This window comes from Corynebacterium sp. HMSC064E07 (assembly GCF_001815745.1).
Taxonomy (GTDB): domain Bacteria; phylum Actinomycetota; class Actinomycetes; order Mycobacteriales; family Mycobacteriaceae; genus Corynebacterium; species Corynebacterium jeikeium_D.
This window is the reverse complement of sequence record NZ_KV821828.1, coordinates 142149-164040: the sequence shown is the minus strand read 5'-3', so window position 1 is coordinate 164040 and position 21892 is coordinate 142149. Positions and strand designations below refer to the sequence as shown.

The following is a 21892-nucleotide window of genomic DNA, read 5'->3' as shown; positions in this document are numbered from 1 at the left end:
CCAAATTCCGCTCCCCCTAAGTTGGCTTAGCTCTTTTGGCTTGACGACGGTTCCCCGTCGCCGCCTTCCTCCGAGTCTTCGGTGTCCTCATCGGATTCGTCCTCGTCGGTCGCATCTACTTCGCCCGATGCTTCTCCGCCTGCGGCGCTTTCTGAATCCTCTTCAGAGTCGTCCGATTCCTCAGCGTCTTCTGAAGTGTCTTCAGACTCAGCACCGGACTCTGATTCCTCCTCTGTGTCGGACTCGGCTTCGTCTTCGGAGGTCGCTTCATCTTCGGAGGTCGCTACGACTTCCCCGTCGACAATCTCCTCCGACTCCTCCGAACCGCTCCCGTCATTGTCGGACTTATCGGCGTCGCCGGCATCCTCAGCCTCAGCATGACCGTTTCCATCTCCCGCAGGCTTCGGCGGGAACTTCTCGGCGGCCACTTCCGAGACTCCCTTGTCCCTACCAAGTGACGGCACACCGGTCATCGCAACAACCACGATGGCCCCCGGAACAACCAGCCACATCGAGCCGAGCAGTCCAGTCAGCCACCAGGAGGCACCGGCCCACCCAAAGATGCCAACCTCACCGCCGAGCAGCCAAGCCAGCCCCATGAGGAAGATGATCGACCACACGGCAGCGAGAACGACGACCAGGTAGGGCTGCTTCGGTGCAGATTTCTTCAGGAATGCCACGACGCGCCAAGCCGCAACGGCTGGCGGTAGCACAATCAGCACTCCGAAAGCCCAGTGCACCAGCGACTGAGGCATGGCAGCCAAAATCGGCAGCGGTGGCAGCTGAGCCGGGTGCACTGCGAACAGCCCAGCCTCCGCTGGCCCAAACGTCGATTTTCCGCCCACCAGCACACCGACAGCACCGAAGGCCACATTTGGCAGGTACAGCAGCGAGAGGCCGCTGACCGCAACACTTTCACCGACGGTATCCGTGATTGCAAATGTCTCTGCCAGCAACTCTCGATGCCAAATCAGCGAAACGAGTGTCACCACAACACCGGCCAGCCACAGCCATGCCACGTAGCTGCCCGCCAGACGGGCCGACCCGAGCAACCACTCCGGCAGCTTCCGGCGCAGCAGTAGTGCACGCAGCAACCGCTGCCCCATTCCCAGCACCAAGGCCACGAGATTTACAAGCAGCGCGGCTGCAATCGCAAGGCCGAAACTAGGGGTCTGAACGCGGGGAAACACCTTCGACGCGTCGTAAAGCATGAGCCACGCGATGATGGTGAGAACAATGGGCGTGCCCAGATACGCGCCGACCAACGCGCGGACATCCTTGATGCTGATGCGGTCAGCGACTTCGCGGCGTACACGCCAGGCGATGAACAACACCATCAGCACCGCGGGCAGTGCTGGTGTGAGCCCCAGCGTCGTGCCGTTAAAACGGAACGGCGCGAGGTTAAAGATCATCCACATCGACGCGATACTCGCTGGAAGCGGAGACATTCCAGCGCCACTGACGATGACGCCAATCAGAGCTACCGAGATGATGAACAGCAATACGACGCCGTAAGAACCGGCAACAGACAGCCCAAACCGGCGTGTACGAGGCGAGTTAATGAAACGACGGAACCCCGAGGGACGCCCCTTGCGTGACGACGTTCCGGAGCCCCCCGCTTTCATCTTCGTCGTGGCGGCTCGATTGCTGTCGGCACCGACGCTGCGCGCACCGCCAGTCTGACCGGCCTGCGTATTCTGCCATGCGCGGGCAGTGCGCTCGCTGCGGACGCTACGGGAACCCCCGCCGCTGCCACCGGCACCGGTGCGGCTTCGCCGATTTCGATCGCTACCGGAGGAACCTCTCCGCGAATCCGCGCCTTTCACAGTGACATCGTCCTTCCCGCGTCTAATCATTGACAGCTGATTGCCCACCTATATAGATAGGGTGCCACGCAAGGGTGCGTCACAGCCATGGCCATATAGTGCCATACATACAACGCCTCTTTGTTTAGGCATTGCAGAGTCTAATTTGAAGGTACGGATCCCAGGACGGACGGTATCCGTTGAGTCCGATCTCCTTTTGCCCCCTCCCCCCCCCAAAGTGGCTTCACCTTTGGTTTCCATTTGTCAACGCCGATGGGTTACTTTTTGCCACCCCCGCGACCACACCCTTAGTTCACCCGGAAACTACTTGCCGATCCCCCCCCTACCCAGCCCCTCGATTAAGGGGCATCCGCCATAAATCCCCTGGCAACACACCGGTTGCGCTTCACCGGATCCGTGATACAAGACAACAGCCCCACGGCCACAGCACGGCCCTATTGAACTGAAACTGACGAATCAGCGAACAAGTTCTCTAAAAACAAGTTGCTTGCCCTATATCGAACCGTTATTATCGCAGAAGTTAGATAACAGTTGGGTTACAAAGAGTTTCGTTGGCAGGGAGATTGAAGTGACGTTTTTCAATGCTCGTCGCGGAGGCGGAAAGCACCGCAAGGTAGAGGTTTCCGCAACTTCTCGCGCAGCACTGGTCGCACTGTCCGCATCGACGATCGCTTCCTCCAACGCGGTCGCCCACGCAGCTGAGACCGAGAATAAGGCTCCGGAGAACTCAGCTTCGACTCAGACCCGCGCTGCTCAGCCGAAGAACAACGCTCCGATGGTGCTGGCCTCCAGCTCCTTCAATCCGAGCACTAACCTCAGCGACCACCTCGCTACGGCGTTGCAGTACAACCAGGAGCGCGTTGCTCGCGACCAGGCTGCCCGCGCTCCGAAACTCTCCATCCCGACCGTGGGGCTGCTGACCTCACCGTTCGGCTCACGCTGGGGAACCTTCCACTACGGTGTCGACCTGGCTAACGTCACCAACACCCCAATCATGTCCGTCATGGACGGCACTGTTATCGATGCAGGCCCGGCTCAGGGCTACGGCCAGTGGATTCGCGTTCGCCATGACGACGGCTCTGTTTCCGTCTACGGCCACATCGAGTCCATCTACGTTGCTGTCGGAGAAGCTGTCCGAGCTGGTCAGGTCATCGCCGGTATGGGCAACCGCGGCTTCTCCACCGGTACGCACCTCCACTTCGAGATCCACCCGGATGGCACCACTCCGGTCGACCCGGTGACCTGGTTCATCCAGCGTGGTCTGAACCTGAACTAATCAGGTATCGGCACAGGTACGAGCAAGCCTGGCCGCTCTGCGAAGGCCCTACCTGTGCACCGGCCCCTGTTTGACCGCGGCTGCAAGCCTCCCCTGATTAAATTTTTCAGAAACCGGCATCGCCGCCGGTACTGGGGCTTTACTCTTGACACATGGCAGAGACTCAAACATTCCGCATGTGGAAGAAGTTGGCTGCGACTCCAGTCGTCGGCAAGCGTCTATTTTCCTTAACCGCCGCATTGACGGCGCCATATTTCCGCACAATCTGTCCCAAGCTAGAGACGATGCAGCCTGGACTGGCGGTAGCGCGCATGCCCGCTTGGTGGGGCGTGCGTAATCACATTAAGTCCGTGCATGCGATTGCTGCGTGTAACCTCGCTGAATTCGCGATGGGCATGCTCTGTGAGGCCAGCGTACCGACAACGCATCGCTGGGTTCCAAAGGGCATGACGACGAACTACAAGCGCATCTCCGTTGGTGGCCTGACGGCTGTGGCCAAGGCTGAGTTGCCGGACTTCTCCACCATCACACCGGAGACTGGTGGGGTAGATTTTCCCGTCCACATCGTGCTGACCGATGCCAACGGCACCGAAGTACAAGATGCCACCATCAACTGCTGGGTGACAGCGAAGAAGCCTAAGTAGCCTCCACGCGATAGTGGCACGTGCACGGCCGCGGGTAGGGACGGCCAGTCGGGCGGTGGTTGTTCTTTTACAACTTCTCCATGGGCACGCCGCCGATAAGCATCATGCGGACCTTACCTGCGGATCCAAAGTCAATCATCGCAGTTGCCCGGGGCGCGGCCCCTTGGACCTCAAGCACAGTGCCTAAGCCGTACTTGTCGTGAACAACCTTGTCACCGGGCTCTAGGTGCAAGACCTGATTCTTCTTTCGGGATGACGCACCAGAGTTAGAGGATCCACCAGAGCCGAAGCCCGAGCTGGAACCGAAGCCCGACGAGGCACCATGGCCACGACCAAACGCGCTGCCCGCGCCGTAGCCACCAGAACCAAAACCACCAGAACCGGCGCCCCAGCTGCGAGCCGGAGCCTCGCGCAGCCAATCGATCAGGTCGCTTGGGACTTCCCCCAGGAAACGTGAAGGCGGATTATTCTGCGGCGAACCCCACGAGGACCGAGTCACAGCGCGCGTGAGATACAGCTGCTTGCGAGCTCGGGTAATACCCACATAGGCCAGACGTCGCTCTTCAGCCAGCTCCTTCGGATCGCCCAGGGCGCGCAGGTGCGGGAACAGTCCGTCTTCCCAGCCAATGAGAAATACCACCGGAAACTCCAGGCCCTTAGCCGTATGTAGCGTCATCAACGTCACTACACCGGTGTCATCATCCGGAATCTGATCCGCATCGGCCACCAGAGAAACTCGCTCGAGGAATGCCTGCAGACTTCCCGGTTCCGCTTCCCCATCGTTGTCGAAGTCGGCCGCGAAATCACGCGCGAGGTCATTCGCGATTCCAGATTCCACCTCGGACTCGCCACTAGTATCAGCACCGCTTTCAGCATCAGCTGCAGCGCCAGAGCCTTCATTTACATCAGCGCTAATATCCACCGACGACATCATCCGCGCCTCTGCAGAGAACTCCCGCGCAACGCTGACGAGCTCATTGAGGTTGTCCAGGCGCGTGGCATCTTGCGGATCATTGGAGCGCTCGAGCTCCGACTTGTACCCACTGCGATCAATAATCGCGTTGACCAAATCACCGATATCGGCCAGTTCACCGGATGCCATATCCGCCGCCAAGCCATCAATCATCTCGACGAACGCCGCCATCGCGTTTCGACTCCGCGCCGCCACCGCCGGAACCTTACCCTCCGCTACGGCACGTAGCGCCGTGCCGAACGAGCACCTCTCGTCCTCGGCATAGAGCGACACATGAGCCACCGCACGGTCACCGATTCCGCGGCGCGGCGTATTGATAATGCGACGCAGCGAAACATCATCGTCGAAGTTCTCAATAACGCGCAGGTAGGCGACAATATCGCGTACTTCCTTACGCTCATAGAACCTGGTGCCACCAACCACCGTGTACGGAACGCCCATACGAATGAAGACATCCTCTAGCGCACGGGAGGAATTATTGGTGCGGTAGAAAATCGCCACATCTGAATACGAGTACGGCCCGTAGTCGACCAATTGCTCAATCTCGTTAGCGATAAACCGAGCCTCATCGTGCTCATTGTCCGCCACGTAGCCCTTGATCTTGCCGCCCTCACCGAGATCGGTCCACAGCTTCTTCTCCCGGCGGTTCTCATTGCGCGCAATCAACGCATTGGCCGCCGACAGAATCGTCTGCGTCGAGCGATAGTTTTGCTCCAGCAGAATCGACGTGGCCTCCGGATAGTCCTTCTCAAACTCCTCAATATTGCGAATAGTCGCACCACGGAAGGCATAAATGGACTGGTCCGAATCGCCCACCACACACAGCTCACTCGGAGGCACATCTCCACCGGGCTTGCCGACGAGCGTCGAGACCAAAACATACTGCGCATGGTTGGTGTCCTGGTATTCGTCCACCAACACATGCCGGAAACGGCGACGGTAATACTCTGCAACCTGCGGGTGATTGGTGAAAATCCGAACGACCTCACCGATTAGATCGTCAAAGTCCACGGCATTAGCCGCCCGTAGCCTGGTCTGGTACTCCAGGTAAACCCGTGCAACGACGTCATCAAAAGGATTGCGCGTCGTCGACGCGTCCGCGAGGGCCTTCTCCGGGTCAATCAACTCATTCTTGAGATTGGAGATACGCGACGAGAGCACGCGGCCGGTGAACTTCTTGGCATCTAGGTCCATGTCCTTAGCGATAATGGACAGCAAACGCCGGGAGTCGTCCGAATCATAAATAGAGAAATTGGAATTAAGCCCCGGTACTAGCGCATGCTGCATGCGCAGTATGCGCACACACATGGAGTGGAACGTGGACACCCACATACGCCGCGCCTGGTCACCGACCAGTCCCGCCACACGCTCGCGCATCTCGGCTGCGGCCTTATTGGTAAAGGTAATAGCCAAAATTTGGCTTGGCAGGACCCCACGCGCACCGATCAGGTATGCAATCCTGCGCGTCAGCACAGATGTCTTTCCTGAACCCGCTCCAGCCACAATCAACAGTGGTGAACCAATGTGCTCCACTGCTTGGCGCTGCTGCGGATTAAGCCCCTCTAGCAGCGACTCTGAATCAAAACTGGGCTCGAAGCCACCGCCAAAACCGCCGCCAAAGCTGGCAGCGTCACTCGGTGCGCTATTGCTACCAGCGCTGGCGAAGTGGCCGAACCCACCACGGCCAGGCGTAGCACCGCCCGCCTCACCGTGGTTCGAACCAGCATGGCTATCGCCACTACGTCCATCGTCAGCATTGAAGGACCCGAACAGCATTCCAGTTTCATTTCCCATGATGGCTACTACAGTAGCCGAGCCCCCGGATTGGACTGTTCGAATCCTTTGGCACAATAAGAACTATGAGCGAAAACCCTGCGGACACTCGCGCCGCACACACCGACAACACCGACGGCGCCGAGCACAGCCAGCAGGCGGCGGCAGTATCCCCTTTTGAAGTCCGCACCCCCACCGGTACCGATGACCCGTTGAGCTCCGCGGAGATCGAACAGTACCGCAAGGAAATCAACCGCCTTGACGGGCTGATTATCGATGCCATTCAACGCCGCACCGCAATCAGTAAGGCCGTCGGCAAAACCCGCCTGGGATCTGGCGGCACGCGTCTCGTGCACGGCCGAGAGGTGCAGATCATCAACGAGTTCCGCGACGCACTTGGCCCAGAGGGCCCGGCAATCGCGTCGGCGCTGCTGCGCATGGGACGCGGTCGCCTGGGCTAACCCTCGCCAGCTACCTGTCCTGCTAGCCTTCCAGGGAAATCAGCTTTTCCTCTAGGAACTCATTGATACCGGTGAAGCCGCCCTCACGGCCAAGACCGGACTGCTTGACACCACCGAACGGCGCCGACGGGTCCGACAGCGAGCCCTTATTGACCGCAACCATGCCGGACTCCAATGCCTCTGCCGCACCAAGTGCCTTGGTCAGGTTCTCACTGAACACATACGCCGCCAGACCAAAGATCGTGTCATTTGCCTGCTCAATCGCGTGCTCATCGTCCGTGAAGGTTGTCACTGCAACCACCGGACCGAAAATCTCTTCGCGGACAATATCCGCATCCTCGGGCACATCGGTCAGAACTGTGGGCTCGAAGAAGTAGCCGTCGGAAAGCGCGCCGCCGAGATCTGGGATCTTGCCGCCGCACTCTACTTTCGCACCGCGCTTGACCGCATCGTCAACCAGATCACGAACCTTTTCCTGTTGATCACGCAGCGCGAGTGGCCCAAGGTCCGTCGCCGGATCGGTACCCTCGCCCAACTTCAGTTCCGCAAAACGCTTGACGACGCCCTCGACGAACGCATCCTTCTTGGATTCATGAACAATAAAGCGATTCGGGGCGATACACACCTGGCCGCCATTGCGGAGCTTGGCGTCACTGACTGCCTGCACAGCCTTATCAACATCACCATCAGAGAGAATGACAAACGGAGCATTCCCGCCGAGCTCAAGGGAAACTTTCATCGAAGTTTCCGCGGCCTTCGCAGCGAGCATCTGGCCAACTTCGGTGGAACCGGTGAAGGTGAACTTGCGCAGGCGGTCATCGGAAAGCAGGGCCGAAACGTTGGCTGAGTGTCCTGTTGGCAGCACGGAGATTACGCCTGCGGGGACACCGGCTTCGATAAGCAGTTTGCCCAGGTAGAGCATGGTCAGCGGAGTTTTGGACGCCGGCTTAATAATGACCGGGCAGCCGGCGGCGAGTGCCGGGGCGATCTTGCGGGTACCCATAGCCAGCGGGAAATTCCACGGCGTAATAGCCAAAGCCGGGCCGACCGGCTGCTTAATCACCGCGACGCGCGAGGTTCCGCTCGGAGAAATTCGGTAATCGCCGGAGATACGCACGGCCTCCTCAGCGAACCAACGAAAAAACTCGCCACCGTAGCCGACCTCAGCCTTGGAATCCGGCAACGCACGGCCCATCTCCAGGGACTGCAGCTGGGCCAACTTGTCTGCATCCCGACGGATGAGTTCAAAAGCGCGGTAAAGAATCTCGCTGCGCTTGCGGGGCGGGGTTACCTTCCACTCCTTCTGGGCTGCGACGGCGTCGTCAAGCGCCTGCCTGGCGTCCTCCTCTGTGGCGGAGGCGACCTGGACCAGCGGCTTATCTGTCGCGGGGTTAACGACATCGAAGGTCTCACCATTCGACGCGGGACGGAACTCGCCGCCGAGGAGAAGGCCTGTGGGGACATCTTTGAGGATGTTGTCGTAATCAGGGGTGAAATCAGTCATATTTTCCAGGGTAGGTGCCTTTGCTGAAGCGGGCTAGGGACTCGTAGGTGGCGGATAGTCGACGGATGGTCGGCGCATAGGCGGAGCATAGGCACCGCGGAATCGAGCTGCCAGCAGATTGTGGTCACGCCTGATCGAATACTGTCGCCCGGCGAGAGCGCCAAAACGCAACTAGTCTGGGGAGGTATAAAGTGCATTTCGTCAAAACTCACCTGGGAGCAGGAATGACTGTAGATATCACCGCAACCGAACAGTGGGCTCAGCTGGCTAAGCGCGTGGACAATGTTCGCGCCACCTCGCTGCGTGAGCTTTTCGCCAATGAAGATGGCCGCACTGAGAAGCTGACTTTCGATGCGGGCACTCTCCACGTTGACCTTTCCAAGAACTTGATGTGCCTCGACGGTTTTGCCGAGCTGGTTGAGCTCGCTCGCGCCGCTGGCATCGAAGAAGCACGCGAGAAGATGTTCCGCGGTGACAAGATCAACACCACTGAAAACCGCTCCGTGCTGCACACAGCGCTGCGCCTGCCAGCAGAGGAAAATCTGACCGTCGGCGACCAGGATGTTGCTGCCGACGTGCATGAGGTGCTCGGCCGCATGCGCGACTTTGCTCGCAGCCTCCGCAGTGGAGACTGGCTGGGATACACGGGTCACACTATTAAGACTGTGGTCAACATCGGCATCGGTGGCTCCGACTTGGGCCCGGCAATGGTGACCAAGGCGCTGCGCACCTACGCCACTGCCGGCATTGATGCCCGCTTTGTCTCTAACGTTGACCCATCTGATCTACATGCGGTTCTGGATGAGGTCGATCCGGAGTCCACGCTGTTTATCGTCGCTTCCAAGACCTTCACCACGCAGGAGACGCTCTCCAACGCTCACGCAGCTCGCCGCTGGCTTATCCAGCAGCTGGGTAGCGAAGATGCCGTCGCCAAGCACTTCGTCGCCGTTTCCACGAATGCCGAAAAGGTCGCCGAATTCGGCATCGACACTGAGAACATGTTTGGCTTCTGGGACTGGGTCGGCGGCCGCTACTCCGTCGACTCCGCCATCGGCCTGTCCATCATGGCCGTCGTTGGTCCGATGGACTTCATGCGCTTCCTGCAGGGCTTCCGCGCAATGGATGAGCACTTCCTCAACGCTCCGCTGGAGCAGAACGTGCCGGTACTGATGGGCATGCTGAATGTCTGGTACTCAAACTTCCTCGACGCTCAGTCGCATGCCGTGCTGCCCTACTCTGAAGATCTCTCTCGCTTCCCGGCGTACCTTCAGCAGCTCACCATGGAATCGAACGGTAAGTCCGTGCGTACCGACGGCAAGAGGGTGGACTACAACACCGGAGAAATCTTCTGGGGTGAGCCGGGAACGAACGGCCAGCACGCTTTCTTCCAGCTCCTTCACCAGGGAACTCGCCTAGTTCCGGCTGACTTCATCGGCTTTGCCCGTCCACGCCAGGATCTGCCGACGGCTTCCGGCGAAGGTTCTATGCACGACCTACTGATGAGTAACTTCTTCGCACAGACCAAGGTGCTGGCCTTCGGTAAGACCGCAGAAGAAATTCGCGCAGAGGGCGTTGCCGAGGAACTCGTAGAGCACAAGGTCATGCCAGGTAACCGTCCGACCACGACCATCATGGCCGAGGAACTGACCCCGGACGCTGTCGGTGCGCTGATTGCACTCTACGAGCACATCACCTTCGTCGAGGGCATTGTTTGGGGCCTGAACTCCTTCGACCAGTGGGGCGTCGAGCTGGGCAAGCAGCAGGCTGGCGACCTACTGCCTGCTGTTACCGGTGAAGTTGCACCGGATTCGGGCGATGCCTCCACCGATGCGCTGCTGACCTGGTACCGCGACAAGCGCTAACGTCTTCTGGCCAACTGGCCTAGATAACTAACAGTCCGCCCTCGGCTTGAACTGATTCTCGCTGCGGGCGGACTTTTGTTATTTATATGGCCACTCGGTTGCGGTGAGGATGGGGCGCGGCATCCCGTCGCAAAGCGGGGTTGGGAAAAAGCTAATAGTATCTAAGTCATGTCTGCCTACATTGAAGATGATGTTCTTGCCTATCGACTTGCCGTGGGCGCCAGTGAAATTCTCAAGGGTGTCCGCAACGTAGGCCTGCTGCGTGGCCGCATTCTGGGAGATGCCGGCGACGCACTGGCACAGGAGTGGATTGCCCGCGTACTGGAGCAGCACCGTCCGGACGACGGACTGCTGTCGGAGGAAGCCGCGGATAACCGTGAGCGCCTGGACTCAAAGCGGGTGTGGATTATTGACCCACTCGATGGCACGCGTGAGTTCGCTTCGGGCCGCCAGGACTGGGCAGTTCATGTCGCTCTGGTAGAGGACGGTCAGCCGACCCACGCTGCTGTTGGTCTGCCGGATCACGGCCAGGTTTTCCACACGGGTGAGGCCAAGGCTGTCCAGGGGCCGCGTGCGGGCAAGATTGTCGTATCGCGTACTCGCCCACCGGCTGTGGCGAAGTACGTCGCTGACAAGCTGGGCATGGAGCTGGTAGAGATGGGCTCCGCTGGTGCGAAGGCAATGCACGTACTGCTCGGTGACTACGACGCCTACATCCACGACGGTGGTCAGTACGAGTGGGATTCGGCAGCGCCGGTTGGTGTCGCTAAGTCCGCCGGTTTGCATGTCAGCCGCCTAGACGGCTCCGCGCCGACCTACAATAATGTCGATACTTTCCTGCCGGATATGCTGTTCTGCCGACCGGACCTGTCGGAGGAGATTCTGGCAGCGGTGAAGGAATTCAAGAATCAAGAGCAGAAGTAGGTAAGCTAGGGCGGCTATGACCGACTCCACTGACATCACAACACAGGCTCATCAGGGCATTCAGACTCCGTACGAGGATTTGCTGCGCGAAATTCTCGCTGACGGAGCAGCTAAATCAGACCGCACTGGCACGGGCACTCGCTCAGTGTTCGGCCGCCAGCTGCGCTTTGATCTGAACGAGGGCTTCCCACTGATCACCACTAAGAAGGTGCACCTGAAGTCCATCGTGTACGAGCTGCTGTGGTTCCTCCGCGGCGATTCGAACGTCCGGTGGCTCCAGGACCGCGGAGTGACTATTTGGGATGAGTGGGCAGACAACAACGGCGACCTCGGCCCGGTCTATGGCGTGCAGTGGCGCTCCTGGCCCACTCCGGATGGGCACCACATCGACCAGATTGCACAGGCGCTGGAGACTTTGAAGTCCAACCCGGATAGCCGCCGCAACATCGTCAGCGCATGGAATGTCTCCGAGATTTCCAATATGGCGCTGCCGCCATGCCATCTGCTGTTCCAGTTCTACGTCGCAGATGGCAAGCTCAGCTGCCAGCTCTACCAGCGCAGCGCGGACATGTTCCTGGGCGTGCCATTTAACATCGCTTCCTATGCACTGTTGACGCACATGATGGCGCAGCAGGCGGGCTTGGACGTTGGTGAGTTCATCTGGACCGGTGGTGATTGCCACATCTACGACAACCACATTGAACAGTGCGAACTGCAGGTCTCCCGTGAGCCACGCCCCTACCCCACGCTGAAGCTTCGGAAGGCCGACAGCATTTTCGACTACGCTTACGAGGACATCGAGGTCATCGGCTACGACCCGCATCCTCTGATTCGCGGTCAGGTGGCTGTCTAAGTCAACGAAAGGTGAGTGTCGACATGAACGAGTCCACCGCTTCCACCAGCGCAAAGCCCCCGTTTGTAGGGATGATTTGGGCGCAGTCTCGGGCCGGCATTATCGGCGACGGCGCGACTACGCCCTGGCATCTGCCTGAAGATCTTCAGCATTTCAAAACAACGACGATGGGCGCACCAGTCATCATGGGGCGTCGCACGTGGGACTCGCTGAATCCCAAGTTCCGTCCACTCCCGGGTCGTCGAAACATCGTCCTTTCGCGCTCCGTGTCCGATTTCCCCGGCGCTGAATCCGCAGCCAGCCTCGAAGCGGCACTCGCAGCCGTCGCCGACGAGCCCGCAGCATGGATTATCGGGGGCGGACGTGTCTATCGCGATGCACTTTCGCTTGCCGACGAATGCGTGGTCACCGACATTGATACTGATGTCAATGTCCCGGTACCGGTCATGGCTCCCGACCTCTACGACTGGGTTCGTGTCGAGGATGGCCCGTGGCAGACGTCAACGACCGGCCTACGCTACCGCTTCTGCACGTGGCGGCGTCTAGAGGATTAGCTTCCTTTAAAAGCCTCGGAAGGAAAGCCTCCGAAGAGCATCTGGGAAGGGTGCCGAGCAAGGCTCTGAGGTGGGGCTACTGCCCGGCGGACGTATTGCGCAATGGAATATCGGCCTTGGTCCGCGCGTTGGACTAAGTATGACTGATGTGAAGACTCCACAGACCACCGAACACGTGACCATTTACGCTGCGGCCTGGTGCCCTTTCTGCCAGAACCTCATTGCTGGCCTGAAGGAAAACGGCACTCCGTTTGAGGCTTGGGACGTCGAAAAGCACGACGACCTTTCGAAGTGGGTTGAGTCCGTCAATGACGGCAACCGCGTTGTGCCGACTGTGCTGTACTCCGATGGCGAGCACGCCACGAATCCGTCTGTGGAGGAAGTCACCGCTAAGTACGCTGAACTCTCCAGCAAGTAAGCGCAGCATAAGCGCATCGGTACGTTCTTATTGCACAGCCAAAAAGCCGAGCCCCACTTTCGGGGCTCGGCTTGTTTTAATTACGAGTGCGGCCGGTCATGTTGCCAGTCGCGATACCAGCATTAGTCCAGATCGTCGTGTGCCATCAGCTGACGAGCAGCCTCAGTAATCGAGCCAGACAGCGACGGGTAGACAGAGAAGGAGCTTGCCAGGTCATCGACGGTGAGCTGGTTGGAGACACACACAGCAATTGGCAGAATCAGCTCCGAGGCGGTCGGAGCGACCACCACACCACCGATAATCATGCCGGAATTCTTACGGCAGAACAGCTTGACGAAGCCGTGGCGCAGCGAGCGCATCTTCGCACGCGGGTTACCTGCCAGCGGGAAAACCTCAACACGAGCGGAGACCTCACCGGACTCAATCTGAGCCTGGGAGACACCAACAGTCGCAATCTCCGGGCGGGTGAACACTGCCGAGGAAACGGTGCGCAGGCGAATTGGCGAAACACCTTCACCGAGGGCGTGGTACATCGCAATACGACCTTGCATAGCTGCAACGGAAGCCAGCGGGAACAAGTCGGTGCAGTCACCGGCAGCGTAGATACCCGGCACGTTGGTGCGGGAAACACGGTCAACGTGAATGTGGCCAGACGGGGTCATTTTCACACCACTTGCGTCCAGACCCATATCCGCAGTGTTCGGAATCGATCCGACGGTCATCAACGCGTGGGAGCCGAAGACCTCACGGCCGTCGGAAGTGACGACGCGAACGCCGCCGTCCTCAGTGCGTTCGACAAGATCACAGCGGGCGTTCTTCACAACGTCCACACCGCGCTCCAGCAGGACCTCCTCCAGGGCATCTGCAGCGTCAGCATCCTCGTGCGGCAGGATACGGTCACGCGAAGCGACCATGGTGACCTTCACACCCAACTCGGTGAACGAGGATACGAACTCAGCACCGGTAACACCAGAACCGACCACAATGAGGTGCTCCGGCAGCTCCTCCAGTTCGTAAACCTGACGCCAGGTCAAAATACGGTCACCATCAGGAATTGCACCCGGCAGAATACGTGGGGACGCACCGGTGCAGACCAGCACCAGGTCGGCTTCAAGAGTGACCTCGCCGCCCTCGAGCAAGTCGACGGTGACGTAGTGAGTTACACGGCCCGGGTCGTGGTCATCGAGACGACCGCGGCCCTGCAGCATTTTGATGCCCTCGCGCTCCATCTGTGCGCGAACATCGTCAGACTGCTGCTGCGCCAGGCGCTTAACGCGCTCGTTGACCGCAGTGAAGTCGATTTTACGCTGGGAGAAGTCCGGGCGAAGACCCATCTCGTCCGCACGGCGCATATCGGTACGAACGCCCGTCGCCGCGATGAAGGCCTTAGAGGGAACGCAATCCCACAGGACGGAAGAACCGCCCATACCGGCATCCTCAACCACAGTGACTTCAGCACCGTACTTGGCGCCAACCAGCGCTGCTTCGTAGCCGGCTGGGCCGCCGCCAATGATTACGATCCTCTGTGCCACAAATCCTCCAAAGTTGCCGTGGATATCACAATGTAACTACCGCGGGAGGCGTTTTCCCCGCTTTGCCCCAATAGTCTAACGGACAGTCATGGTTGACTGCGCGCCATCCTCATAGCGTGCGACGATGCCAGCGAAGAGTTTCACACCAACGCCCAGGCAACGCTCGTCCACGATTAGATCATCTCGGTGCAAATCGTGCTTGTCTCCACGACCGGACCAGCAGCCCAGACGAGCCATCGCACCCGGGACGTGCTCGAGATACCAACCGAAGTCCTCGCCGCCGGACGACTGTGGGGCCTGAATGACAGCATTCTCGTCCACTCGTCGCACCGCTTCCGCAATCAGGGCGGTGCAGTATTCGTCGTTAAGCACAGGCGGCACGCCACGCTCGTAGTTGATGGTGCAATCGGCGCCGGTCGGAGCGAGGACCTGTTCAATCAGTTCGCGCACCAGTGGATCGATGTCGCGCCAGGTCTTGATGTCCGCGGTGCGCAGGGTGCCACTGACGCTGCCTTCCGACGGAATCGCGTTGTGCGCGTACCCGGAGTGAACGGAGCCGAACGTCAGCACGGTGCCTGTACGAGGATCGACGCGTCGCGACAGCAAGCCCGGCAAATCTACAATCAATTTACCCAGCGCATAGACAACATCGGCCGTCATCTGCGGACGGGAGGTATGCCCGCCCGGACCATGCACCTGAATCTCCAGGGTGTCAGCTGCAGAGGTGATGGCACCTGTTCGAACGCCAACGTGACCGACACGTAGTTTCGGCTCACAGTGGACAGCAAAAATACGTTCAACCCCATTGAGCGCACCGGCGGCAATAACTTCGGGCGCGCCGCCAACCATGACTTCCTCTGCCGGTTGGAAAATGAAACGCAGCGGAGTAGGCAACGTGTGCTTCTCGTGGTACTCAGCCATGGCCAATGCCGTCGCGAGCGTAATCGCGGTGTGAAAATCATGCCCGCAGGCATGCATGACGCCATCGTTGGTGCTGGCAAACTCCAGCCCCGTGGTCTCAGTAATTGGAAGCGCGTCTATGTCACCGCGGAAAGCGAGACGCCCTGGGAGTTCACCTCCGGCGTCACTACCGGCGAGTTCGGCTTCACCAATGTCAACCATCAAGCCGGTGTTGGGAAACAGCACTGGTTTCAGCCCTGCAGCACGCAGCTTCTCCTCCACAAAAGCCGTGGTGGCGTGCTCCATGTGAGATAGCTCTGGGTGCGCATGAAGATGCCGCCGCCACTCGAGAATCTCGTTCGCGTGCTCAGCCCACCAGTGCTTAATAAACTCCTCAATCACAACTCTCCAGTGTAAGCGCTCCGCCGACAGGCCGTAACAAGAGGCCTACCGACGACTGCGCCAGCGATAGCAGTGGCCGGCAAGCGCTTGAATGTCAGCGCCAGACGTACACATGACCAGGAGCCACTTCTTTAACTTTGACCTCTTCAATTATCAGATGTTTCACATTTTGAGGAAGTCTGCGATGATAATAGGCATGTCCGGCAATGGCACACCTAAGTCTCTCAGCATCCCCATCATCATCGTGGCCACAGCACTCGTGGTTGTCATCGGCATCGCCATCGGCCTGTCGCTGAACAATAATGATGAGCCCCAGCGTCCGGAGGTCCCCTCCTCCTCGCAGCCGACGTCGCCCAGTTCGACACCGCCGTCCTCGACGAGTTCGACTTCTACGAGCAAGACGACCACCACGACGACAACTCCGTCGAAGACCTCCGAGACGTCGTCAAGCACGCCGAGCACTTCGACATCTTCCTCGTCGTCGACGCCGAGCACCACGTCTTCATCATCAACGACGACGAGCTCTGAGCCGACAACAGCTCCGGAGGGACAGGACTTCGGCACTGGCCGCTCCGACTTGGACGGCCTGGGCTTCGTGGGCAGCTCCGCACGCTGCGACAACGGTGACCGCGCCTTTGCTGTTATCGCCGCTGAACAGGGAATTAAGGCTGCTGCTTGTGAGACGCGCTCCGGCGAGAAGTACTACCGCTCGGATACACCACAGGGTTCCGGATCGATGGACATCATCGTCGATGAGGGCGACCGCGTTGTTGCACAAAACGGCTCGTACAAGTACCAGATGTCCCCCGACGGAGTTCTTGTGACCAAGGACAACGAGGTCGTCAAAAAGTACGCCGCAGAAGCCTGGGGAACTGCCTAAGAGATTAATTTAAAGATCAATGTTGCGGGGACCGTAGAGACGGTCGCCCGCATCTCCCAACCCCGGCACAATGTAGGCATCCTCGTTAAGATCCGGGTCCACCACAGTGGTGACAAGACGCACCGGGAAACCGGATTCCTTCAAGGCGTCGACACCCTGCTGTGCGGAAATGATGCACACGGCCGTGATGTTGTCCGCTCCGCGATCTGCCAACAGCTTCAGGGCATGCAGCAGTGAACCACCGGTTGCCAGCATTGGGTCGACCAGGAAGACAGTGCGCCCGGACAGATCCTCCGGCAGCGCCTCGAGGTACGGCACCGGCTCATGGGTTTCCTCATTACGAGCCAGGCCAATAAAGCCCACCTGCGCATCCGGAATCATCGACAGCGACGGATCAATCATGCCAAGCCCCGCACGAATGACGGGAACAATAATCGGCGGATCCTGCAGACGGTAACCCGGCGCGGTGGTGATTGGAGTCTGAACATCGAAGTTATCGACGGGCAGCTCCCGGCTTGCCTCGTAAATCAGCATTGCGCCCAGATCGGCGAGTGCCGCACGGAAGCCCGCGTTATCAGTGCGCGCGTCGCGCAGAATGGTCAAACGTGACTGTGCCAAGGGATGGTTGACAACGGTAATCTCCATGCCTTCCAAAATACATTGCTTTGCTTTTGCCGCTCTGGTGCCGGCATCGCAAGTTTCTGAAACCGCGTTCCCCAAAAAAAGATGGAACCGAATCGGCCTTTTTCGCGCCTAACAATACGAGGGCTTTTTACTACGCCCCATTTGTGTAAGCCCGCTTACTACCAAATCCACTTACCACTCAGCCGCCGTCCGAACCCCGCAAGCCGTTCTGCCACAGCACTGAGTGTTTAACCACACGCGAATTTCCTAGAGAGGCCGTAAATCTTGTCCCGTCCATCACCGCACAGTCCCCACAGCCAATCATTTCTCTCTCCGGCCACTAGCGGGAATGACTCAGTCTTTACGCTGGTGCCAGAGCTTATTTCTGCCAATGCCGCGCGCCTTGACGCATTGTCGCAGCAGGACAGCGGCACTGCCTTGGACATCAGCGCACTGCACTCGCTTGGCGACGTCCCGTTTGCCGGCCCCTTCTGTCACGCTGCAGCCACTGCTCTACAGCACCAGCATGAGCATGTGGCTGAGCTGAATGAGTACGGCACCAGCGCTGCTCGTGCACTGAACGCTCTTGTCTCTGCGGTGTCCACTGCTGAAGATGCAGGCGCACATGCGTTGCAGTCCATCTCACCGAAAATGGGAGCCGTTGCAGCTCGCGGGATTGGCGGTGCGTGATGCTTCCCACCAATCTACTTACGGAGGTCCCCAGCGCGATTGCACAACAGCTAAGTCCTGCCATCGCACCCGCGCTGGCGGGACTTGCTGGGGCCGCAATCCCCGCCGCGAGTACTGCCTGGCGCTCAGTGGCAGATTCCGTTGACCGCAACTGGGGCGATGGTGCTGGTTCCGGGGCAGGAGCCGCGGGAACAAGCCTCAAACGGGCTGCAAATGCGGCAGCCGACTTGGAAGCTCGCGCCGGAACCATTGACAGTGACATTGCCAAGGGCCTAGCCGCAGTAATGTCAGCGGCCACTGATTTGGCCCGGATCGCCATGGATTTTGTTACTTCCGCCATGGGCTCGCTGACTGCGACGGCTGCGGGGCCCGCAGGTCTCGCCGCGATCGGTGCCAGCCTAGTCTCAGCGGCCAGTTCCGCGATCTCACAGGCCATTGCGCGGCTTATGAAACTAGAACAAGAACTGCGGCCTCTGGTGCAGTCGCTGATACAGCAGGCAAGCGCCGCGGTGGACACCCCTACCCCACCCCGTCCGGCGCAGTTGGAGGCCCCAGCAACCACTCAAGCCGCCCTCGCTTCTACGTCTACGAACACCCCAGGATCGGCCAGCGCTACCGATGCTGCAGATGGTTCGGAGGCGTCGTCCGATTCGGGCAGCGCGCCGGTGCCTGCGGATGCGGGGGCTGGCGCGCCGACACCAGAAGCCCAAGCTGCGGTGAAGGCTGCACTCAGTGCCGTCGGAACGCCCTACGGTTGGGGCGGAAATACTCCGGGGCAGGCGCTCGATTGCTCAGGCTTGACGCACTGGGCCTACGGGCAAGCTGGTGTTGATATTCCCCGCACGGCAGAAGCACAGGCCGTCGGCCGACAGGTGAGCCAGGATGAACTGCTGCCTGGCGATCTTGCAGTGTGGGACGGCCATGTCGCCATGGTTATCGGCGACGGAAAGATGGTCGAAGCGGGCGATCCGGTACAGGTAAACCCCGTGCGTACAACCAACATCGGCATGCCGTTTAAAGGGTTCTACCGCCCGACCGGATAGTGCGGTGGGTATCTGCGTCGTAAAACTTCTAAGATAGGACTACGCAAACTTGCCACCCGTGGGGGCGCTGCAGGTATGACAATTTTTGAGTTCTAATAATCACCGACAAGCAGAAGGGCTGCGACGAAAACTATGGCCAGGAAAGGCATCGTTCCTATCGAACTCGAGCTGACCTCGGGCACCTTTTACACGTTGTGGGCTCCAAGTTGGCGTGAAGGTAGCTCCGAGTGGCAGGCTCTGCTCGGCCGCGGCGATGACATCTATTTGTTCTCATCAGCGGCAAAGCTCCTGGCTTTCCTTCAGTCGGATGCTCCTCACGACTTCACGCAGCACCCCAGCTGGCGCAACTTCAACCAGCAGCTACCGGGAGCGGCCATCGCGGCGCCACGCCACCGTTATGACCTGATTGGGCTGCCAGAAATTTTGGCTGGCCGGGCCGACTACGACCATGTTTCGCGCGCAGACCGCATTCTTGCCATCACTCGCTCGATTGGTGCGATCGCGGATCTCAATCCGATCAACCAGATGTTCGCCTCTCACTCTGTCCTGGCTGCCACGCAAAATGGTGCTGATCACTTCCAGGGCGGTGGCGCCGCTCAGTGGTCGGCTATCGGCAATGTCATCTTGACCAACTGGGACAGTTGCATTGACGCTATCGACGCCATCGGCGCAAATACTCCGAACATCGATGAAGAGTCTGAAACCACTGCTGCAGCCGCACTAAAGGAAGCGGAGGCCGCGGAGCGTGAGCGTCGTGAAGCAGCGGAGAAGAAGCGCGAAGAGGAAAAGAAGTCCGCAGAGGAGACCGTCGGCGATCCGTACGATCAGACGGTGTGGGCCAACGCTGGCATCGACCCGATTAAGATCTCCATCGCTGGCCGCACGCTATACACCTTGCGTTGTTACATGGGGCGTCGCCCGCTATTCCTGGGCAGCGCCGGTGAGATTCACACGTTCTCGCAGCCACGCACGATGGTGCGTTGGCTGCTGGAGAACAAGCATCACGACATGTCGGCGCTGACGACGTGGGATGAAATCATCACCGCAGCCAACGCAGGTGAGCTAGAGGCCGTGGTGCACGAGGACAATGAGTACTCGTTTACCGGTCTGGCCGAGGATATTGAAAAGGGCCCGAACGCCGTGGACACCGCCCAGCTCGCCCGCGCGTACGAGCTACTCGCAGACGCCGCTGACTGGGCTGGTGATGATGCCGTGAACGAAGTACTGGCGGGCAACCAGCAGCTGCAGTGGCTGCTGAACTTCCTGCTGGACACCGGAGAGCTGTCCGAGCCAGTTCCGCCTTACGACGATGAGGCCAAGGGTTGGAGGCAGCTGGAGAAGGACTTGGCCGCTCGGTTTACGACCAAGATCTAGCTCCCACCCAGCAAAGCTGGCCGGCGCTGGCTAGTCCAGCGTCAGGTTCAGTTCATCTTCGGCACCGAAACCCGCACCGTTGACATCAGTTTCGATGTCCTCGTCGCTGTTGTCGATAAGCTGCAGGTAAGCGGGGTAAATAATGGTGTCCATGATGTGTTCGCGGGTCGGCAGGTCCACGAATGCGTTGTTCAGCGCATTCGAGGTCAGTTCGAACAGCTCGCTGTAGCCGTAGCCGAAGTTCTCCACCAGCTCCATGCACTCCCTGGTCATGGAAGTCGCACCAATCAGGCGGTTATCCGTGTTGACGGTGCAGGCGAAACTCATATCGTCGAGAAGCGAGAACGGGTGGTCCGCAACGCTGTCACAGACACCCGTCTGAACGTTGGAGGTCGGGCAGATTTCCAGCGGAATCTGGCGATCACGAATAGCGGAGGCAACCTCCTGACATTCGATGCCCTCGAGGGAAGCACCGAAGTCCTCGTAGATGCGCACACCGTGCCCCAGGCGGTGAGCACCTTGCACGACAGCGTCCTGCAACGAATCCACACCGGCGTCTTCACCTGCGTGAATGGTGACCGGAATGAGGTTCTCCCGCAGCATAGTAAATGCTTCGGCGTGGTTAGCCGGCGGGAAGCCGTTTTCCGGTCCAGCGATGTCAAAACCGACAACGTACCCGTCGGAGTTCTTCCCGTAGTTGTCGATGACCAGCTGTGCGACTTCCTTGGAATTGTTATTCTGGCGCATCGCACAGACCAACAGACGTGCGGTGATGTGCTTTCCCTCAGCGGCGGCATGAGCTTCACCCTGCGCCAGGCCTTCGACCAGAGCGTCGATAACAGCCTGCATATCCAGGCCCTTTTCCAGATGGTTTTCCGGAGCGAGGCGCAGCTCAGCGTAGACAACGTTGTCGGCAGCCAAATCCTCTACGGCCTCACGCGCCACGCGCGTCAGCGACTCAGCGGTCTGCATGACGGCGCAGGTGTGCGCGAAGGCAGTCAGGTAGCTCGGCAACGAGCCAGAGTTGCCGGTGTCAATGAACCACTTCTCCAGTTCATCCACGTCGGTGGTGGGCAGCTGATCGGTGTAACCGCAGTCCGCGGCCAGGTCGATAACGGTCTGCGGGCGCAGGCCGCCATCGAGGTGATCGTGAAGCAGTACCTTGGGCAGGCTGGCGACAACCTTGCGCATCTCATCGAGATTCGATGCCGAAGACTGTGTGTCCAGAGACTGAGCATCACTGTGCAAAGAATTAGTCATAATGGCCAGACTATCGGTACTGCGCCCTCCGCTTCTACTTCACTGCCGCGGAATCGTATTTCCGCTTTGCACAAAGACTTTCTCTCCCCCGTTTTCCCCCATCCACACACGAGAAATAC

The 21892-nt window shown here is 59.3% G+C and carries 19 protein-coding genes; 12 read left to right on the top strand and 7 right to left on the bottom strand.

Annotated features, from left to right (window positions below; genetic code table 11):
* Positions 1-26: 26 nt before the first annotated feature.
* Positions 27-1856 (bottom strand): cell division protein PerM, encoded by a 1830-nt coding sequence (locus HMPREF3053_RS09305; protein WP_016422165.1) that lies wholly within the window; start codon positions 1854-1856, stop codon positions 27-29.
* A gap of 538 nt (positions 1857-2394) precedes the next feature.
* Between HMPREF3053_RS09305 and HMPREF3053_RS09300 the strand changes: the two genes are divergently transcribed.
* Together HMPREF3053_RS09300 and HMPREF3053_RS09295 are read left to right on the top strand one after the other, a co-directional pair.
* Positions 2395-3102, top strand: a complete 708-nt coding sequence (locus HMPREF3053_RS09300) for a M23 family metallopeptidase (RefSeq protein ID WP_016422164.1) — start codon at positions 2395-2397, stop codon at positions 3100-3102.
* 152 nt (positions 3103-3254) lie between these two features.
* Positions 3255-3746 (top strand): hotdog fold domain-containing protein, encoded by a 492-nt coding sequence (locus HMPREF3053_RS09295; RefSeq protein WP_038627827.1) that lies wholly within the window; start codon positions 3255-3257, stop codon positions 3744-3746.
* A gap of 67 nt (positions 3747-3813) precedes the next feature.
* Here HMPREF3053_RS09295 and HMPREF3053_RS09290 read toward each other — a convergent pair whose 3' ends face one another.
* Positions 3814-6513 (bottom strand): UvrD-helicase domain-containing protein, encoded by a 2700-nt coding sequence (locus HMPREF3053_RS09290; protein ID WP_016422162.1) that lies wholly within the window; start codon positions 6511-6513, stop codon positions 3814-3816.
* Positions 6514-6578: 65 nt separating this feature from the next.
* Here HMPREF3053_RS09290 and HMPREF3053_RS09285 point away from each other — a divergent pair, with 65 nt between their 5' ends.
* Positions 6579-6953: a chorismate mutase gene (locus tag HMPREF3053_RS09285; protein ID WP_049171980.1), complete on the top strand. Its 375-nt coding sequence runs from the start codon at positions 6579-6581 to the stop codon at positions 6951-6953.
* 22 nt (positions 6954-6975) lie between these two features.
* Here HMPREF3053_RS09285 and HMPREF3053_RS09280 read toward each other — a convergent pair whose 3' ends face one another.
* Positions 6976-8457: an NAD-dependent succinate-semialdehyde dehydrogenase gene (locus HMPREF3053_RS09280; RefSeq protein ID WP_070429817.1), complete on the bottom strand. Its 1482-nt coding sequence runs from the start codon at positions 8455-8457 to the stop codon at positions 6976-6978.
* A gap of 224 nt (positions 8458-8681) precedes the next feature.
* Here HMPREF3053_RS09280 and pgi point away from each other — a divergent pair, with 224 nt between their 5' ends.
* The 5 genes from pgi to HMPREF3053_RS09255 all read left to right on the top strand — a co-directional run bounded on the left by pgi (position 8682) and on the right by HMPREF3053_RS09255 (position 13068).
* Positions 8682-10319: a glucose-6-phosphate isomerase gene (pgi, locus tag HMPREF3053_RS09275; protein WP_070545722.1), complete on the top strand. Its 1638-nt coding sequence runs from the start codon at positions 8682-8684 to the stop codon at positions 10317-10319.
* A gap of 168 nt (positions 10320-10487) precedes the next feature.
* Positions 10488-11243, top strand: coding sequence for a 3'(2'),5'-bisphosphate nucleotidase CysQ (locus tag HMPREF3053_RS09270; protein WP_038627816.1), 756 nt, complete (start codon positions 10488-10490; stop codon positions 11241-11243).
* Between the two features lie 16 nt (positions 11244-11259).
* Complete coding sequence (locus HMPREF3053_RS09265; RefSeq protein ID WP_070545720.1) at positions 11260-12096, top strand: thymidylate synthase; 837 nt, start codon at positions 11260-11262, stop codon at positions 12094-12096.
* Between the two features lie 23 nt (positions 12097-12119).
* Positions 12120-12650: a dihydrofolate reductase gene (locus tag HMPREF3053_RS09260; RefSeq protein WP_070767611.1), complete on the top strand. Its 531-nt coding sequence runs from the start codon at positions 12120-12122 to the stop codon at positions 12648-12650.
* Positions 12651-12789: 139 nt separating this feature from the next.
* Positions 12790-13068: a mycoredoxin gene (locus HMPREF3053_RS09255; protein WP_038627805.1), complete on the top strand. Its 279-nt coding sequence runs from the start codon at positions 12790-12792 to the stop codon at positions 13066-13068.
* Between the two features lie 122 nt (positions 13069-13190).
* Here HMPREF3053_RS09255 and HMPREF3053_RS09250 read toward each other — a convergent pair whose 3' ends face one another.
* Together HMPREF3053_RS09250 and HMPREF3053_RS09245 are read right to left on the bottom strand one after the other, a co-directional pair.
* A complete protein-coding gene (locus HMPREF3053_RS09250; RefSeq protein WP_038627803.1) occupies positions 13191-14600 on the bottom strand; it encodes an NAD(P)H-quinone dehydrogenase in 1410 nt (469 codons plus the stop codon).
* 75 nt (positions 14601-14675) lie between these two features.
* A complete protein-coding gene (locus HMPREF3053_RS09245; RefSeq protein ID WP_070545714.1) occupies positions 14676-15902 on the bottom strand; it encodes a M20 family metallopeptidase in 1227 nt (408 codons plus the stop codon).
* 196 nt (positions 15903-16098) lie between these two features.
* On the opposite strand from HMPREF3053_RS09245, the gene HMPREF3053_RS11030 reads away from it, so the two are divergent.
* Positions 16099-16782: a hypothetical protein gene (locus HMPREF3053_RS11030; RefSeq protein WP_141758951.1), complete on the top strand. Its 684-nt coding sequence runs from the start codon at positions 16099-16101 to the stop codon at positions 16780-16782.
* Positions 16783-16791: 9 nt separating this feature from the next.
* Here HMPREF3053_RS11030 and upp read toward each other — a convergent pair whose 3' ends face one another.
* Positions 16792-17427: a uracil phosphoribosyltransferase gene (upp, locus tag HMPREF3053_RS09230; RefSeq protein WP_049171962.1), complete on the bottom strand. Its 636-nt coding sequence runs from the start codon at positions 17425-17427 to the stop codon at positions 16792-16794.
* Positions 17428-17775: 348 nt separating this feature from the next.
* Here upp and HMPREF3053_RS09225 point away from each other — a divergent pair, with 348 nt between their 5' ends.
* The 3 genes from HMPREF3053_RS09225 (at position 17776) to HMPREF3053_RS09215 (ending at position 20513) form a co-directional block, all read left to right on the top strand.
* Positions 17776-18096 carry a hypothetical protein gene (locus HMPREF3053_RS09225; RefSeq protein ID WP_070767609.1) on the top strand — a complete coding sequence of 107 codons (321 nt, stop codon included), beginning with the start codon at positions 17776-17778 and terminating at the stop codon, positions 18094-18096.
* Positions 18096-19139, top strand: coding sequence for a C40 family peptidase (locus HMPREF3053_RS09220; RefSeq protein WP_070767662.1), 1044 nt, complete (start codon positions 18096-18098; stop codon positions 19137-19139). Before HMPREF3053_RS09225 ends, HMPREF3053_RS09220 begins: the two co-directional genes overlap by 1 nt.
* 132 nt (positions 19140-19271) lie before the next feature.
* Positions 19272-20513, top strand: coding sequence for a hypothetical protein (locus HMPREF3053_RS09215; protein ID WP_070767608.1), 1242 nt, complete (start codon positions 19272-19274; stop codon positions 20511-20513).
* Positions 20514-20543: 30 nt separating this feature from the next.
* Here HMPREF3053_RS09215 and HMPREF3053_RS09210 read toward each other — a convergent pair whose 3' ends face one another.
* Positions 20544-21773, bottom strand: coding sequence for an adenosine deaminase (locus HMPREF3053_RS09210; RefSeq protein WP_070767607.1), 1230 nt, complete (start codon positions 21771-21773; stop codon positions 20544-20546).
* Positions 21774-21892 lie beyond the last annotated feature (119 nt).

What these genes read in the sequence shown, in the direction of transcription:
- HMPREF3053_RS09305 (WP_016422165.1), bottom strand. Translation starts at nt 1,856, where the DNA reads ATGATTAGACGCGGGAAGGACGATGTCACTGTGAAAGGCGCGGATTCG.
- HMPREF3053_RS09295 (WP_038627827.1), top strand. Translation starts at nt 3,255, where the DNA reads ATGGCAGAGACTCAAACATTCCGCATGTGGAAGAAGTTGGCTGCGACT.
- HMPREF3053_RS09290 (WP_016422162.1), bottom strand. Translation starts at nt 6,513, where the DNA reads ATGGGAAATGAAACTGGAATGCTGTTCGGGTCCTTCAATGCTGACGAT.
- HMPREF3053_RS09285 (WP_049171980.1), top strand. Translation starts at nt 6,579, where the DNA reads ATGAGCGAAAACCCTGCGGACACTCGCGCCGCACACACCGACAACACC.
- HMPREF3053_RS09280 (WP_070429817.1), bottom strand. Translation starts at nt 8,457, where the DNA reads ATGACTGATTTCACCCCTGATTACGACAACATCCTCAAAGATGTCCCC.
- pgi (WP_070545722.1), top strand. Translation starts at nt 8,682, where the DNA reads ATGACTGTAGATATCACCGCAACCGAACAGTGGGCTCAGCTGGCTAAG.
- HMPREF3053_RS09270 (WP_038627816.1), top strand. Translation starts at nt 10,488, where the DNA reads ATGTCTGCCTACATTGAAGATGATGTTCTTGCCTATCGACTTGCCGTG.
- HMPREF3053_RS09265 (WP_070545720.1), top strand. Translation starts at nt 11,260, where the DNA reads ATGACCGACTCCACTGACATCACAACACAGGCTCATCAGGGCATTCAG.
- HMPREF3053_RS09260 (WP_070767611.1), top strand. Translation starts at nt 12,120, where the DNA reads ATGAACGAGTCCACCGCTTCCACCAGCGCAAAGCCCCCGTTTGTAGGG.
- HMPREF3053_RS09255 (WP_038627805.1), top strand. Translation starts at nt 12,790, where the DNA reads ATGACTGATGTGAAGACTCCACAGACCACCGAACACGTGACCATTTAC.
- HMPREF3053_RS11030 (WP_141758951.1), top strand. Translation starts at nt 16,099, where the DNA reads ATGTCCGGCAATGGCACACCTAAGTCTCTCAGCATCCCCATCATCATC.
- upp (WP_049171962.1), bottom strand. Translation starts at nt 17,427, where the DNA reads ATGGAGATTACCGTTGTCAACCATCCCTTGGCACAGTCACGTTTGACC.
- HMPREF3053_RS09220 (WP_070767662.1), top strand. Translation starts at nt 18,096, where the DNA reads ATGCTTCCCACCAATCTACTTACGGAGGTCCCCAGCGCGATTGCACAA.
- HMPREF3053_RS09215 (WP_070767608.1), top strand. Translation starts at nt 19,272, where the DNA reads ATGGCCAGGAAAGGCATCGTTCCTATCGAACTCGAGCTGACCTCGGGC.
- HMPREF3053_RS09210 (WP_070767607.1), bottom strand. Translation starts at nt 21,773, where the DNA reads ATGACTAATTCTTTGCACAGTGATGCTCAGTCTCTGGACACACAGTCT.